The sequence below is a fragment of the Streptomyces sp. NBC_01669 genome (assembly GCF_026339735.1).
Lineage (GTDB): Bacteria > Actinomycetota > Actinomycetes > Streptomycetales > Streptomycetaceae > Streptomyces > Streptomyces yanii.
Genome location: NZ_JAPEQG010000001.1, coordinates 2,989,746 through 3,004,879, shown reverse-complemented (window position 1 = coordinate 3,004,879; position 15,134 = coordinate 2,989,746). Strand labels below are relative to the sequence as shown.

General features: G+C 69.5%; 11 protein-coding genes. 6 read left to right on the top strand and 5 right to left on the bottom strand.

Going from position 1 to position 15,134, the window contains the following annotated elements:
• Positions 1-171: 171 nt before the first annotated feature.
• The 5 genes from istB to OG972_RS13080 form a co-directional block, all read right to left on the bottom strand.
• On the bottom strand, positions 172-1,011 hold the full coding sequence (istB, locus tag OG972_RS13100) for an IS21-like element helper ATPase IstB (RefSeq protein ID WP_266981221.1): 840 nt from the start codon (positions 1,009-1,011) through the stop codon (positions 172-174).
• The gene (istA, locus tag OG972_RS13095) at positions 1,011-2,276 is read right to left on the bottom strand and encodes an IS21 family transposase (protein ID WP_266981220.1); all 1,266 of its coding nucleotides are present in this window, start codon (positions 2,274-2,276) and stop codon (positions 1,011-1,013) included. The genes istB and istA overlap by 1 nt, the downstream gene beginning before the upstream one ends.
• Before the next feature lie 198 nt (positions 2,277-2,474).
• Positions 2,475-2,726, bottom strand: coding sequence for a DUF6191 domain-containing protein (locus OG972_RS13090; protein ID WP_266981219.1), 252 nt, complete (start codon positions 2,724-2,726; stop codon positions 2,475-2,477).
• A gap of 30 nt (positions 2,727-2,756) precedes the next feature.
• Positions 2,757-3,911, bottom strand: a complete 1,155-nt coding sequence (locus OG972_RS13085) for a sorbosone dehydrogenase family protein (RefSeq protein WP_266990453.1) — start codon at positions 3,909-3,911, stop codon at positions 2,757-2,759.
• 192 nt (positions 3,912-4,103) lie between these two features.
• Positions 4,104-5,060 (bottom strand): aldo/keto reductase, encoded by a 957-nt coding sequence (locus tag OG972_RS13080; RefSeq protein WP_266990451.1) that lies wholly within the window; start codon positions 5,058-5,060, stop codon positions 4,104-4,106.
• A 154-nt stretch (positions 5,061-5,214) separates the two neighbouring features.
• Here OG972_RS13080 and OG972_RS13075 point away from each other — a divergent pair, with 154 nt between their 5' ends.
• From OG972_RS13075 to serA, 6 genes are all read left to right on the top strand, one after another.
• Positions 5,215-6,165, top strand: a complete 951-nt coding sequence (locus OG972_RS13075) for a 2-hydroxyacid dehydrogenase (RefSeq protein WP_266981218.1) — start codon at positions 5,215-5,217, stop codon at positions 6,163-6,165.
• A 285-nt stretch (positions 6,166-6,450) separates the two neighbouring features.
• Positions 6,451-9,288 (top strand): bifunctional diguanylate cyclase/phosphodiesterase, encoded by a 2,838-nt coding sequence (locus OG972_RS13070; RefSeq protein WP_266981216.1) that lies wholly within the window; start codon positions 6,451-6,453, stop codon positions 9,286-9,288.
• Positions 9,289-9,494: 206 nt separating this feature from the next.
• Entirely contained in the window at positions 9,495-11,351 is a 1,857-nt protein-coding gene (locus OG972_RS13065) for an acetolactate synthase large subunit (RefSeq protein WP_266981214.1), read from the top strand.
• Between the two features lie 22 nt (positions 11,352-11,373).
• Complete coding sequence (ilvN, locus tag OG972_RS13060; protein WP_266981212.1) at positions 11,374-11,901, top strand: acetolactate synthase small subunit; 528 nt, start codon at positions 11,374-11,376, stop codon at positions 11,899-11,901.
• Positions 11,902-12,003: 102 nt separating this feature from the next.
• Positions 12,004-13,005 (top strand): ketol-acid reductoisomerase, encoded by a 1,002-nt coding sequence (ilvC, locus tag OG972_RS13055; protein WP_266981210.1) that lies wholly within the window; start codon positions 12,004-12,006, stop codon positions 13,003-13,005.
• Between the two features lie 270 nt (positions 13,006-13,275).
• Entirely contained in the window at positions 13,276-14,868 is a 1,593-nt protein-coding gene (gene serA, locus OG972_RS13050) for a phosphoglycerate dehydrogenase (RefSeq protein ID WP_266981208.1), read from the top strand.
• The last annotated feature ends 266 nt before the right edge of the window (positions 14,869-15,134 follow it).

Here is a 15,134-nt window from a genome sequence, read left to right as displayed (position 1 = left end):
CTCAGCTTCGTTCGGGCAGGGGAGACCCCATCCGAGGACATCCCGCCGCCTTGGAATCGCACGCACCAGACCGCGTCCGCTATCCGATCGAAGGTCACTGTCGGCGGCGGCTGAACTTGGACCCACTCTGGCCGGTTGAAATCTGACCCAGGTGTCTTCGGTTTGGTTGGTTCAGTCGTTGTCGGTGGTGGCGCTGGGGACCCGTCCCAGTTCACGTCCTCGCATGCGGAACGAGTCGCCCTTGAGGGAGTGGACCTCGGCGTGGTGGACGAGGCGGTCGATCATGGCGGCGGCCACGGTCTCGTCTCCGAAGACTTCTCCCCAGCGTCCGAAGGGTTTGTTGCTGGTGACGATCACGGACGCGCGTTCGTATCTGTTCGAGATCAGCTGGAAGAACAGGTTCGCTGCCTCGGCTTCGAAGGGGATGTAGCCGACCTCGTCCACCACGATCAGCGGGTAGCGGCTGAGCTTGGTGAGCTCGGCCTGGAGGCGGCCGGTGTGGTGGGCGGCGGCCAGGCGGTCAACCCATTCGGCGGCGGTGGCGAACGCGACGCGGTGTCCGGCCTGGCAGGCGCGGACCGCGAGCCCGATCGCCAGGTGTGTCTTCCCGGTGCCCGGCGGTCCCAGGAAAACGGCGTTCTCTTTCCCGGCGATGAAGTCCAACGTTCCCAGATGTGCGAGCTGTTGGCGCGTCATCCCGCGCAGGTGGGTGACGTCCAGCTCCTCGATGGTCTTGATCGCGGGGAAGCGGGCAGACCGCACCCGTGCTTCACCGCCGTGTGACTCACGGGCGGACACTTCGCGCTGCAGGCAGGCGACGAGGTACTCGGCATGGGTCCAGGACTCCTTGCGGGCCCGCTCGGCGAGACGGTCAGCGGCATCCAGCAAGGCCGGAGCCTTCATCGCCCGCGCAAGGAAGGCGAGGTCCGCTGCGGTCTGGGAGCCGGTCCTGCGGCCGGTGGCCGATGTGGTGGCGGTGGCGTCGTCGAGGACGGCGGTGGTGCGGGGCATCAGCCGGCCTCCCTGCCCTTGCCGCCTTCGATGACCGTGAACAGCCGGTCATAGGTGCCCAGTTCGCGTTGCTCGACCTCGATAAGCGGGCCTGGGTCGGTCTGGGCTGTTCGGGCGGCTTTGGCGCGGGCGGCCTGCTGGTGGTGCACCTCACCTCGCATCACCTTGCCCGCGGCAGCGTGGTCGGGGTCGGTGATGGTCTGGTGGCGGGCCCAGCAGCGCGGGTGCTGGGCGACGATCTCGCCGCTGGGGGCGAGGACGGTGATCTCGTCGTTGTCACACAGCACGGTGACGGTGCGTCCGATCGCGGCGGGGTGCACGGAGTAGTCGCACGTGTCGACGCGGACGTAGTGGTCGCGGCCGATCCGTGTCTGCAGCCGCCACCAGGCGGGCGGGTCGACGGGCGGCAGGGCGAGCATTCCGGCCCGGTCGGCCTCCCACCGCTCGACGGGGCGGGTCTGCAGAGTGCGGTGGACACGCCGGTTGGCGATGGTCAGCCAGGCGGTCAGCTGGGTGTTGAAGTCGCCGGGGCCACTGAAGGTGCGGCCGGGGAGGAAACTCGTCTCCAGATAGCCGTTGGCCCGCTCGACCAGCCCTTTCGCTTCTGGATCACGGGGCCGGCACAGATGGATCTTCGTGGCGAGCAGGCCCGCGAACGCGGCGAACTCGGCAGTGAGCTTTCCGCGACCGACCCCGGATTCGTTGTCCCAGACGAGCGTCTTGGGCACCGCGCCCCAGGCGGACAGCAGCCGCCAGTGCCCATCGATCAGATCGCCGGTCGTGCGCGAGGGCAGCATCCGCGCGGCGATCACCCGCGAATACCCGGACACCATCACCAGCACCGGCGGCCGTCCGCTCTGGCCGTAGCCGAGCGGGATGTCCGCCTCGGGAAACCACAGGTCGCACTGGGCCAGCTCGCCGGGCCGATACGTCGTGCGCGAGACCGGATCGACTGGCACATAGGCAGGCCGCAGGTCCCGCACCCGGTCCTTGAGGACCGTCATCCCGCGTTCCCACCCGATCCGCTCGGCAATCACGGCGGCCGGCATCGTCGGAGTCTCCCGCAAAAGCTCACGGATCTGGACCTCGACCGCGTCCACGACCGACCCCTGAGACGGGCGCTCGTACTTCGGCGGCCGGTCCGTGGCCAGGGCTCGTTTGACCGTGTTCTTCGAGATGCCCAGATGCCGCGCGATTGCCCGGATCGGCATCTGCTCAGCCCGGTGCAGCCTACGGATCTCTGCCCAGTCCTCCACGAGGATCACCCTCTCCCTCCTGACCTTCCATCAAGATCAGGTTCAGGCGAAGATCACCAAGTGGGTCACTTTTGATCCGCCGTCAGAGGGTCAGAATTCAAGCGACGCCGAGAGTCACCCGACAGGCTCTTGGAGGAGCTCACAAAGGAGTTCGGCGGGGCCGGTGCGGGGAACGGGTACCCGGGCTGTCCGGTGACCGTTCCGTCCTCAATCGCCGGACGGGCCTGAGCGGCTTGAGGGGGCCTCGGTGTCTTCCGGGTCCTGCAGCGGGGTCGGCGGGGGTGACGGGGTGCCTTCCGGACCGGGGACGCGCACCGTCACCTTTCCCGAGCTCAGGTCTATCGGACCGCGGGCGGGGTCGCCCGTGCCCAGATCCACCCGGGTCAGCTCCAGCCGCTTCTGTTCCTCCGCGGCGTGCTTGCGGCCCGGGGCGAAGAGTTCCTCGAAGAAGTTGAACACCGGATCGCACCCTTTCACCTGCTGTCGCCGCTACCGCACCTGGAGCACCAGGACTCTGTCGTCTCCCGGTTTCGGGGTGCCGCGGGTGTCCGTGTTGCTCGTGACCAGCCAGAGTCTGCTGCCGCCCGCGGCGAGCACCGTGCGCAGACGGCCGTACTTCCCTTGCAGGAACGACTGCGGGGCTGCCAGAGGTTCCCTGCCCGGGCTGCCGGACAGCGGAATCCTCCAGAGCCGCTCACCGCGCAGGCCCGCCATCCAGATCGAGCCCCGGGCGAAGGCGATCCCGCTCGGGGATGCCTCGGACGGTCTCCACTGGGCCACGGGGTCGACAAAACCCGCCTTGCCCACCTTGCCCTCGTACTTCGGCCAGCCGTAATTCCCGCCGGGCACGATCTGATTCAGCTCGTCCCAGGTGTCCTGCCCGAATTCGGACGCCCACAGCCGTTTCTGCCCGTCCCAGGCCAGACCCTGCACATTGCGGTGCCCGTACGAATACATCAGCGAGCCGGGCACGGGGTTGCCCGGTGCCGGTCTGCCGTCCGGGGTCATCCGCAGGATCTTGCCCGCCAGGGACTTCTTGTCCTGTGAGAGTTCCCTGGTCTGCCCCGTCTCGCCCGTGCCCGCGTACAGCATGCCGTCCGGGCCGAAGGCGATCCGGCCGCCGTTGTGGATGTAGCCCTTCGGGATGCCCCGCAGGATCGTGTGCGGTGCACCGAGCTGCCGGCCGGGGGCCTTGCCGGTCCCGTCGTACCGCATGCGAGCGATGCGGTTGTCGGACGCGGTCGTGAAGTACGCGTACAGCAGATGGTCCGTGTCGAACGCCGGGGAGATCGCGATCCCCAGCAACCCGCCCTCCCCGGCGGGCGATACGCCGGGCACCGTGCCCAGCAGTGTCTGCTTTCCCGTGCTGCCGTCGATCCGGGTGATCGTTCTCCCGTCGCGCGAGGACACCAGCAGATCGCCGCCCGGCAGCTCCGCCAGCCCCCACGGAGACGCGAGCCCCTCCGTCAGCGTCGACACCACCTTCACCGAGCCCTTCGCCGACGGTGGCGAGGAGGGCGGCGAGGAGGACGCTGAGGGCACCGTGGCGGGTGCGCCCGTGGGGCGGGCCTGCGTGTTTTCCGAGTCGTCGTTCGACGAGCATCCCGCGGACAGCAGCAGCGAGCCCGCAGCCAGCGCGGCCACTGCAGCGCGGCGCGCGCCCGGGAGGATGCGCGGGTGTCCCGCAGGGGTTCTCGGCGATCCGAATACAGCAATGCGCACAGCACCGGTCCCTTCGACGGCTGCCTGACTACTGTTCCTACACCGCAGCCCGGCCCCGGGTTCCGCAAGGCCACGCACTTTTCCGGCAGGTGCCGGACCCGCGCACGCCCGCCCTCAGTCCCACGACCCCCGCGCCCGCGGCAGCCGCGCGATCTCGGCCAGGTCCCGCGCCGTCAGCTCCAGTCCGGCCGACCCCGCGTTCTCCACCGCCCACTGCTCCCGCTTCGTGCCCGGCACCGGCACCACATGCGGGCCCTGCCGCAGCACCCAGGCCAGCGCCACCTGGGCCGGAGTCGCCCCGTGCCGCTCGGCGATCCGGCGCAGTCCCACCACCAGCGGCTGGTTCGCCGCCATCATCTCGGCGGTGAACCGCGGATGTCTGGCCCGCAGGTCGTCCGGCTCGAAGCCCTGGCCCGGCGTCAGCGTGCCCGTCAGATAGCCGTTCCCCAGCGGCATCGCAGCCAGCAGGCCCACACCCCGTGCCTCGCACCACGGCAGCAGCGCGTCCAGCGCCTCCGGCGACCACACCGAGAGTTCCGCCTGGACCGCGCTCACCGGAAAGACCTGCTGCACCCGCTCCAGCTGCCGAATCGTTCCGTCATGCATCCGCGCCCCCGGCCGGCGCGAGGCCCGTGCCCCGACCGCACTCAGCCCGAGCGCTCGCACCTTCCCCGCCGTGACCAGCTCCGCCATCGCCCCCCAGGTCTCCTCCACCGGCACCTCGGGGTCGGCCCGGTGCAGGTGGTACAGATCGATCACATCGGTCTGCAGCCGGCGCAGCGACGCGTCACAGGCCCGGCGCACATAGCCGGGACGGCCATTGGCCACGATGTGCTGATCGCCCACCAGCAGCCCGCACTTGGTGGAGACGAACGCCTCGTCCCGACGCCCCTTCAGCGCCCTGCCGATCAGGAGCTCATTGGTGAAGGGGCCGTACATGTCGGCCGTGTCGAGCAGGTCGACACCCGCGTCGAGCGCGGCGTGCACCGCCCGCAACGCACGGTCACCACGCTGCTGCGACGCGCTGTACGCCCAGCTCATAGGCATGCAGCCGAGTCCGACCGCACCCACGGCGAGCGCCGCCACCCCGAGACTCCTGCGCTCCAACTCCCCGACCCCTCCTTGGTGCCCCGCCCGGCGAGGCACTCGGCCCCGCCGTCAGGGGGCCGCACCGCACCCAAAAGTAACCTCTGCCGCCCGGCGGGCTTCGCATAGCCTCCTGACCATGACTTCTACAAAGACTCCCGACGTATGGCTGCCGATTCCGGCCGACGAGATCGAAGGACTCCCCCAGGGTCTCAACTACCGGTTCTGGGACGGCGCGCAGGACTTCCCCGCCGACCCCGCGGACTGCGCCTTCTACGTCGTTCCCTACATGAAGGGCCTGGAGATCGCGGTCCGCCCGCTCGCCGGGATGGGGGCCGTGCAGGTCGTGCAGACGCTCTCCGCGGGCATCGACCATGTCCAGCCGGGGCTCGGCCAGTTGCCCGCCGGGGTGCGGCTGTGCAACGCCAAGGGCGTCCACGAGGCCTCGACGGCGGAGCTCACCCTCGCCCTGATCCTCGCCTCGCTGCGCGGCTTCCCCGGATTCGTCCACGGACAGGACAAGGAGGAGTGGCGTTCCGGCTTCTACCCGGCGCTCGCGGACAAGTCCGTACTGATCGTGGGGTACGGATCGATCGGCGCCGCCATCGAGGACCGGCTCGTGCCCTTCGAGTGTGCGCGGGTGGCGCGCGTCGCGCGCTCCGCACGGACAACTGCGCGCGGCCCCGTACGCGCGCTCGACGACCTGCCCGCGCTGCTGCCCGAGGCCGACATCGTCGTTCTGTCCACCCCGCTGAACGCCTCCACGCAAGGGCTGGTGGGCGCCGACTTCCTGGCCGCGATGGCGGACGGCGCGCTGCTCGTGAACGTCGCGCGCGGTGGCGTCGTGGACACCAAGGCCCTCCTGTCCGAACTCGAGTCCGGCCGGCTGCGCGCCGCCCTCGATGTCACCGACCCCGAACCCCTGCCCGCCGGCCATCCCCTCTGGCATGCTCCGAACGTCCTGATCACACCTCATGTGGGAGGCAGCACCTCGGCATTCCTGCCGCGTGCCAAGCGCCTGCTGGCCGGCCAGCTCACCCGGTTCGCAGCGGGGGAGCCGGTGCAGAACGTCGTACTCACCACCGGCTGACCACGCTTCGGATCCGTTCCATAGCACACCGTGTCGACAACTCCCCAGTTCGTCACGGAGAGTAGAGGTGGTATGTCACTGTGTGACGAGTCTGGTGTATCGTCCCGGATGGGGGGCTGTGTTGTGGAAGGGGCGGTACCGGGGTGGCAGCGGAACGCGAGGGGGGCGACGGGCGATGTATGGCCGATGGACGAACGATCCGACGCGACAGGGCGGTCGCCGGCGACCGCCGGGCCGGCCACCCCGCCGGGCCCGCGTCCATCCGATGACATCGGGGGCACCCCGGTGAGCGCCCCGGCAAGCGCACTCGGGGCGCTCCTCTCCCGGCAGCCGGCCGCCGGCGGGGCCTCGGGTCTGGTCTCACAGCTCCTCCTCGGCCTGGTCTGCGGTGGTTACGCCGTGGGGGCGGCGCTGGGCTGGGGTTCGCCCGAACTGGCACTCGTCATGGGTGACTTCGGCCTCAGCGGTGCCGCCCTCATCGCGGCTGTCTCCTGCTTCCTCTACGCGCGCGCCGCGGAGAACCGCTTCCGGCCCGCCTGGCTGCTGTTCTCGCTGTCCTCGCTGATGGCCGCCGGGGGAAACGCCGTCTGGGGGTGGTACGAGGTCGTGCTCGGGCTCCCGGTGCCCAGCCTGTCCCTCGCCGACGTCTTCTACCTCTGCTTCGCCCCGCCCGCGATCGTCGGACTGCTCGTCCTCGCCAAACGCCCCGCCACCCGGGCCGGCTGGGTCTGTCTCGTACTGGACTCCTGGCTGATCGGCGGATCGCTCCTGACCCTGTCCTGGAGCCTCGCCCTCGCCCACGCCGCGCACCTCGCGGACGTCGGGGGGACGAGCGTGGCCCGCGTGGCGCTCTCGCTGGCCTATCCGCTGCTCGACATCGTGCTGGTCTCGATGGTCCTCGCCCTGCACTTCCGGCGGTCCAACGTGAACCGCTCCGCGGTGAACACCGCCGTCGCCGCGCTTGCCCTGACCGTCCTGTCGGACGCGCTGTTCACCTCGCCGCTGCTCCGCCAGACCTACCACTCCGGCCAGTTGCTGGACGCCGGCTGGTTCGCCGGGTCGCTGCTCCTCGCGTACGCCCCGTGGAGTGCGAACCGGACCTCGGACAACGCTGTCCAGCAGCGCCCCGCCGCGCGTGCCACCAGCCGCCCGATCGCCGGTTCGCTGGCCGCCCTGACGCCGTATCTCGCCGCAGCCGTCTGCACCCTCGGCATCCTCTACAACGTCATCGAGGGCCGCAGGGTGGACCGCGTCGTGGTGTTCACCGGCTGCACGGTGGTGCTCGCCCTGGTCGTCCGGCAGGGCATCATGCTCGTCGACAACATCGCCCTCACCCAGGAGCTGGCGCAGAAGGAGAACCACTTCCGCTCCCTGGTCCAGGGCTCCAGCGATGTCATCATGATCGCCGCACCCACCGGCATACTCCGGTACGTCAGCCCCGCCGCCTCCGGGGTGTACGGGCGCGAGGCCGACGACCTGATCGGTGCCGAGCTCGCCTCGATCATTCATCCCGAGGATCTGGGGCGCGTGGTCCACGAGGTGCGGCGGTTCCTGGCCGCACCGCCCAGCGAGGAACCCACCACCCGGATCGAGTGCCGGTTCAGGTCCGGCACCGGTGACTGGCTCAACGTCGAGTCCACCGTCAACCGCCACCAGGGCGGGCTGATCCTCAACAGCCGGGACGTGACCGAACGGGTCCGGCTCCAGGCCCAGCTGCAGCACAACGCCGAGCACGACCCGCTCACCGACCTGCCCAACCGCGCCCTGTTCACCGACCGGGTCCGGCAGGCACTCGGTGGCCGCCGCTCCGGCGACCCCGGCACCGCGGTGCTCTTCATCGACCTCGACGGCTTCAAGGCGGTCAACGACCGGCTGGGCCATCAGGCGGGCGACGAGCTGCTCATCCAGGCCGCCCGCCGCCTCCAGGAGTCCGTACGGGTGGGGGACACCGCCGCCCGCCTCGGCGGAGACGAGTTCGCGGCGCTGATCCTCGGTGACGGCACCCGTGATCAGTCGGCGCGTGAGTACCAGGTCCACGAGATCGCCGACCGGCTGCGCCTCACGCTCTCCCAGCCCTACCGGATCGGCGGCGGCGAGGTCCGGGTCGCCGCCTCCATCGGCGTCGCCTTCGCCGAGCCCGCCATCACCCCCACCGACCTCATGCGCAACGCCGATCTCGCCATGTACCGGGCCAAGGCGGGCGGCAAGGACCGCGTCGAGCTGTACGCTCCGCAGATGCAGGCCGACGTGGCACGCCGCTCGGAGCTCGCGGCCCGGCTGCGCACCGCGCTGCGGGACGGCGAGTTCGCCCTGCTCCACCAGCCCGTGATCCATCTCGCCACCGGTAATGTCGCCGCCGTCGCCGCGCAGGCCCGCTGGCGCTCCGCCCAGGGCATCCTGTTCACCCCCGCCGAGTTCCTCCGTGTCGCCGAGGACAGCGACCGCAGCGCCGAGCTCGCACGCTGGCTCCTGGAAGAGGCCGTCGAGCAGGCCGCGGACCGGGCCAGGGCCGGGCACCACGTCTCCGTGGCCGTCCGGCTCTCCGCCCGCAGACTGCTGGACAAGGCGATGCCGTTCGGCTCCGTCGAGGCCCTCCTCACCCGCTACAGCCTGCCTTCAGGGGCGCTGATGATCGAAGTCTCCGACAGTGACCCCCGCGTCTCCTTCGACGAGCTCGAACAGCGCCTCGTCGCGCTCCGGCGGCTCGGCGTACGGATCGCGCTCGACGGCTTCGGCAGCGGTTACGCCGCGATCAACGCGCTGCGCCGGCTCCCCATCGACGTCCTGAAACTGGACCGCGGCCTCGTCGAGGGCGTCGTGGAATCAGCCCGGCTGCACAAGATCACCAGCGGGCTGCTGAGGATCGCCTGCGACCTCGGTCTGCAGTCCGTCGCCGACGGTGTCGACGTACCGGAGCAGGTCCTCGCGCTGCGCGCCATGGGCTGTACGCACGGGCAGGGAATGGCCTTCTCGGGGCCGCTGGACGAGTACCGTCTGCGCCGAGCACTGGCTCGCGGCGAGTTCCCGGTGCCCGGTGGTCCGGTCGCTCAGCCCGTCCTGGCAGGCGGCTCGATCCCGCTCCTCAGTGGCTCACATGGTGAGACGCCCATCCCACCCACTTGACACGTTGGGCGCGTCGGAGAGAGGGTCAATGCCATGCGCACCCGAATTCTCGTACTTGGAAAGCGCGTCGGCTGAAGCAGAGTCCCTCGTTGACACTCTGCAGACCGCACCGGCGCGCTCCCCTCGCTTGCCTCACGGCACGAGGGGTTTTTTGTTGCACCGGCACACCCCAAAACCCCGCAAAAACCCTCAGCTTCGAGAAGAGAATGCCGATGACCGAGCAGGCCACCGGGGCCCACCATCCCCAGCCGCGGGCCCGTAGCGGCGGATCGTCCCCCGCCATCGTTGAGCACGTCACGGGTGCGCAGTCCCTCATCCGGTCTCTTGAGGAGGTGGGGGCCGACACGGTATTCGGCATTCCCGGCGGCGCCATCCTTCCGGCGTACGACCCGATGATGGACTCCAGCCGGGTCCGTCATGTGCTGGTCCGCCATGAGCAGGGTGCGGGCCACGCCGCCACCGGCTACGCGCAGGCCACCGGCAAGGTCGGTGTCTGCATGGCCACCTCGGGCCCCGGCGCCACCAACCTGGTCACCCCGATCGCCGACGCGCACATGGACTCCGTCCCGCTGGTCGCGATCACCGGCCAGGTCGCCTCGAAGGCGATCGGTACGGACGCCTTCCAGGAGGCCGACATCTGCGGCATCACGATGCCGGTCACCAAGCACAACTTCCTGGTCACCCGCGCCGAGGACATCCCGCACACGATCGCCGAGGCCTTCCACATCGCCTCCACCGGCCGTCCGGGCCCCGTCCTCGTCGACATCGCCAAGGACGCCCTGCAGGCACAGACCACGTTCAGCTGGCCGCCGACCCAGGACCTGCCCGGCTACCGCCCGGTCACCAAGCCGCACGCCAAGCAGATCCGCGAGGCCGCCCGGCTCATCACCCAGGCCAAGCGTCCTGTGCTGTACGTCGGCGGCGGCGTCATGAAGGCCGGCGCCACCGCCGAACTGAAGGTGCTCGCCGAGCTCACCGGAGCGCCCGTCACCACCACCCTGATGGCGCTCGGTTCGTTCCCTGACAGCCACCCGCTGCACGTGGGAATGCCGGGCATGCACGGTGCGGTCACCGCCGTCACCGCGCTGCAGAAGGCCGACCTGATCGTCGCCCTCGGAGCCCGTTTCGACGACCGCGTCACCGGCAAGCTGGACAGCTTCGCCCCGTACGCAAAGATCGTCCACGCCGACATCGACCCTGCGGAGATCGGCAAGAACCGCGCCGCCGACGTGCCGATCGTCGGTGACGCCCGCGAGGTCATCGCCGACCTCGTCCAGGCGGTCCAGGCCGAGCACACCGACGGTCACGTCGGCGACTACTCCGCCTGGTGGAAGGACCTCAACCGCTGGCGCGAGACCTACCCCGTCGGCTACGACCTGCCGGAGGACGGCAGCCTCTCGCCGCAGCAGGTCATCCAGCGCATCGGTGAGCTCGCCCCCGAGGACACGATCTTCGCGGCGGGCGTCGGTCAGCACCAGATGTGGGCCTCGCACTTCATCCAGTACGAGAAGCCCGCCACCTGGCTGAACTCCGGCGGCGCCGGAACGATGGGCTACGCGGTCCCGGCCGCGATGGGCGCGAAGGCCGGCATGCCGGACCGTACGGTCTGGGCGATCGACGGCGACGGCTGCTTCCAGATGACCAATCAGGAACTGACCACCTGCGCGCTCAACAACATCCCGATCAAGGTCGCGATCATCAACAATGGCGCGCTGGGGATGGTCCGCCAGTGGCAGACCCTGTTCTACAACCAGCGGTACTCCAACACCGTGCTGCACTCCGGCGCCGACACCGAGGGCACCCCGGCGAAGGGCACCCGGGTCCCGGACTTCGTCAAGCTGTCCGAGGCCATGGGCTGCTACGCGATCCGCTGCGAGGACCCGGCCGACCTGGACAAGGTCATCGCCGAGGCCAACTCCGTCAACGACCGCCCCGTCGTGATCGACTTCATCGTTCACGAGGACGCCATGGTCTGGCCGATGGTCGCCGCCGGCACCTCCAACGACGAGGTCATGGCCGCCCGCGGTGTCCGCCCCGACTTCGGCGACAACGAAGACGACTGAGAGACAGAGAGAGACCGACTCCATGTCCAGCAAGCACACGCTCTCCGTCCTGGTCGAGAACAAGCCCGGTGTCCTCGCCCGGATCACGGCCCTGTTCTCCCGCCGCGGCTTCAATATCGACTCACTCGCGGTCGGTACCACCGAGCATCCCGACATCTCCCGCATCACCATCGTCGTGAATGTCGAGGACCTGCCGCTCGAGCAGGTGACCAAGCAGCTCAACAAGCTGGTCAACGTACTGAAGATCGTCGAACTCGAGCCCTCCGCTGCGATCCAGCGTGAGCTCGTCCTGGTGAAGGTCCGCGCCGACAACGAGACCCGCTCCCAGATCGTCGAGATCGTTCAGCTGTTCCGCGCCAAGACCGTGGACGTCTCTCCGGAGGCCGTCACGATCGAGGCGACCGGCGGCGCCGACAAGCTGGAGGCCATGCTCAAGATGCTGGAGCAGTACGGCATCAAGGAGCTCGTCCAGTCCGGCACCATCGCCATAGGGCGCGGCGCGCGCTCGATCACCGACCGTTCCCTGCGCGCACTCGACCGTACGGCCTAGCCGCCACCCCCCTCGCCGCTCGTATGGCGAGACCCGAAAACGTTTCTGACGCACCCCGCCGTACGGTGGGACGCAACACCTGCACACCAAGGAGAAGACCCAGTGGCCGAGCTGTTCTACGACGACGATGCCGACCTGTCCATCATCCAGGGCCGCAAGGTCGCGGTCATCGGCTACGGCAGCCAGGGCCACGCCCACGCGCTGTCGCTGCGTGACTCGGGTGTCGACGTCCGTGTGGGTCTGCACGAGGGCTCCAAGTCCAAGGCCAAGGCCGAGGAGCAGGGCCTGCGCGTGGTGACCCCGTCGGAGGCCGCCGCCGAGGCCGACGTCATCATGATCCTCGTCCCGGACCCGATCCAGGCCCAGGTCTACGAGGAGTCCATCAAGGACAACCTCAAGGACGGCGACGCGCTGTTCTTCGGCCACGGTCTGAACATCCGGTTCGACTTCATCAAGCCGCCGGCCAACGTCGACGTCTGCATGGTCGCCCCGAAGGGCCCGGGTCACCTGGTCCGCCGTCAGTACGAGGAGGGCCGCGGCGTTCCCTGCATCGTGGCCGTCGAGCAGGACGCCTCGGGCAACGGCCTGGCGCTCGCCCTCTCGTACGCGAAGGGCATCGGCGGTACCCGCGCCGGCGTCATCAAGACGACCTTCACCGAGGAGACCGAGACCGACCTGTTCGGTGAGCAGGCCGTCCTCTGCGGTGGCACCGCCGCTCTGGTCAAGGCCGGTTTCGAGACCCTGACCGAGGCCGGCTACCAGCCGGAGATCGCGTACTTCGAGTGCCTCCACGAGCTGAAGCTCATCGTCGACCTCATGTACGAGGGCGGCCTGGAGAAGATGCGCTGGTCCATCTCGGAGACCGCCGAGTGGGGCGACTACGTCACCGGCCCGCGGATCATCACGGACGCCACCAAGGCCGAGATGAAGAAGGTCCTCGGCGAGATCCAGGACGGCACCTTCGCCAAGAACTGGATGGCCGAGTACCACAACGGTCTGCCCAAGTACAACGAGTACAAGAAGGCCGACAGCGACCACCTGCTGGAGACCACCGGCCGTGAGCTGCGCAAGCTCATGAGCTGGGTCAACGACGAGGACGCGTAAGTCCTTCGCCGCGGGGCGGGTCTTCGGACCCGCCCCGCGGCGTATCCATCGCAACACCGCTGGAAGAAGCGGCGTCGTACGTGTGTACAAGTCGTCCAGCCCCGTGTGGGTGATCCTTCCAACGGGGCGCAGAATGCGCCCTCGCGCATGACTACACTTCTCCACATACACGCGTCAGGCCCACAGTGTCGTGCGTCTTCCACGCGGCAAGCACCTCCACCGCCTGCGGCCGTCGGGACGGCCGTCCGCACTGGACCTGTGAGGACTCACGTGAGCTCGAAACCTGTCGTACTCATCGCTGAAGAGCTGTCGCCTGCCACGGTTGACGCCCTGGGCCCGGACTTCGACATCCGGCACTGCAACGGCGCGGACCGCGCCGAGCTCCTCCCCGCGATCGCCGATGTCGACGCCATCCTGGTGCGTTCCGCCACCAAGGTCGACGCCGAGGCCATCGCCGCCGCGAAGAAGCTGAAGGTCGTCGCCCGCGCGGGCGTCGGTCTGGACAATGTCGACGTGTCCGCCGCCACCAAGGCCGGCGTGATGGTCGTCAACGCCCCGACCTCCAACATCGTCACCGCCGCCGAGCTGGCCTGCGGTCTGCTGGTCGCCACCGCGCGCAACATCCCCCAGGCCAACACCGCCCTCAAGAACGGCGAGTGGAAGCGCTCCAAGTACACCGGCGTCGAGCTGAGCGAGAAGACCCTCGGTGTCGTCGGCCTCGGCCGCATCGGTGTCCTGGTCGCGCAGCGCATGTCGGCCTTCGGCATGAAGATCGTCGCGTACGACCCCTACGTGCAGCCGGCCCGCGCCGCGCAGATGGGCGTCAAGCTCCTCGCGCTGGACGAACTGCTCGAAGTCTCCGACTTCATCACCGTGCACCTTCCCAAGACCCCCGAGACGCTCGGCCTGATCGGCGACGAGGCGCTGCACAAGGTGAAGCCCTCGGTGCGGATCGTCAACGCCGCGCGCGGTGGCATCGTCGACGAGGAGGCGCTCGCCTCCGCCCTCAAGGAGGGCCGCGTCGCCGGCGCCGGTCTGGACGTGTACACGAAGGAGCCCTGCACGGACTCCCCGCTGTTCGAGTTCGACCAGGTCGTCTGCACCCCGCACCTCGGCGCCTCCACCGACGAGGCCCAGGAGAAGGCGGGCATCGCGGTCGCCAAGTCCGTGCGCCTCGCGCTGGCCGGTGAGCTCGTGCCGGACGCGGTCAACGTCCAGGGCGGCGTCATCGCCGAGGACGTACGTCCCGGGCTGCCCCTCGCCGAGAAGCTCGGCCGTATCTTCACCGCGCTCGCGGGAGAGGTCGCGGCCCGCCTCGACGTCGAGGTGTACGGCGAGATCACCCAGCACGACGTGAAGGTGCTCGAGCTCTCCGCGCTCAAGGGTGTCTTCGAGGACGTCGTCGACGAGACCGTGTCGTACGTCAACGCCCCGCTCTTCGCCCAGGAGCGCGGTGTCGAGGTCCGCCTCACCACCAGCTCCGAGTCGCCGGACCACCGCAATGTGGTGACCGTCCGCGGCACGCTCGCCGACGGCGAGGAGGTCGCGGTCTCCGGCACGCTGGCCGGACCCAAGCACCTCCAGAAGATCGTCGCGATCGGTGAGCACGATGTGGACCTGGCGCTCGCCGACCACATGGTCGTCCTGAGCTACGAGGACCGTCCCGGCGTCGTCGGCACGGTCGGCAAGATCCTCGGCGAGGCCGGGCTGAACATCGCGGGCATGCAGGTCTCGCGCGCGGCCGCGGGCGGCGAGGCGCTGGTCGTGCTCACCGTCGACGACAACGTCCCGCAGACGGTCCTCAGCGAGATCGCCGAGGAGATCGGCGCGACCTCGGCCCGTTCGGTGAACCTCACCGACTGATTCCGCCGCTTTCCCAGCCGCACCCGGCATACGGGCGTCCTGAACGGACGTCTGTATGCCGGGTGCGCTGCTGTCGTGGGGCGCCGTGAGAGTCTGCCCGAAGGCGCCGAGCGCTGCCTGCTGCATAAGGGGTCCGGGCGGATGACGGCCCGCGCCGTCGAGGAGACCGCGCCGTCGCCGCAGGATCTGACGGACGGCCTCAGGACGATCACCGGAAGCCGCCTGGGCACCACTGAATGCCGGGCCGGGTCCCACGGGCCCGGCCC

Excerpts from the sequence above, each read along its gene's own strand:
- OG972_RS13075 (WP_266981218.1), top strand. The coding sequence starts at position 5,215 with ATGACTTCTACAAAGACTCCCGACGTATGGCTGCCGATTCCGGCCGAC.
- OG972_RS13065 (WP_266981214.1), top strand. The coding sequence starts at position 9,495 with ATGCCGATGACCGAGCAGGCCACCGGGGCCCACCATCCCCAGCCGCGG.
- istB (WP_266981221.1), bottom strand. The coding sequence starts at position 1,011 with ATGCCCCGCACCACCGCCGTCCTCGACGACGCCACCGCCACCACATCG.
- ilvN (WP_266981212.1), top strand. The coding sequence starts at position 11,374 with ATGTCCAGCAAGCACACGCTCTCCGTCCTGGTCGAGAACAAGCCCGGT.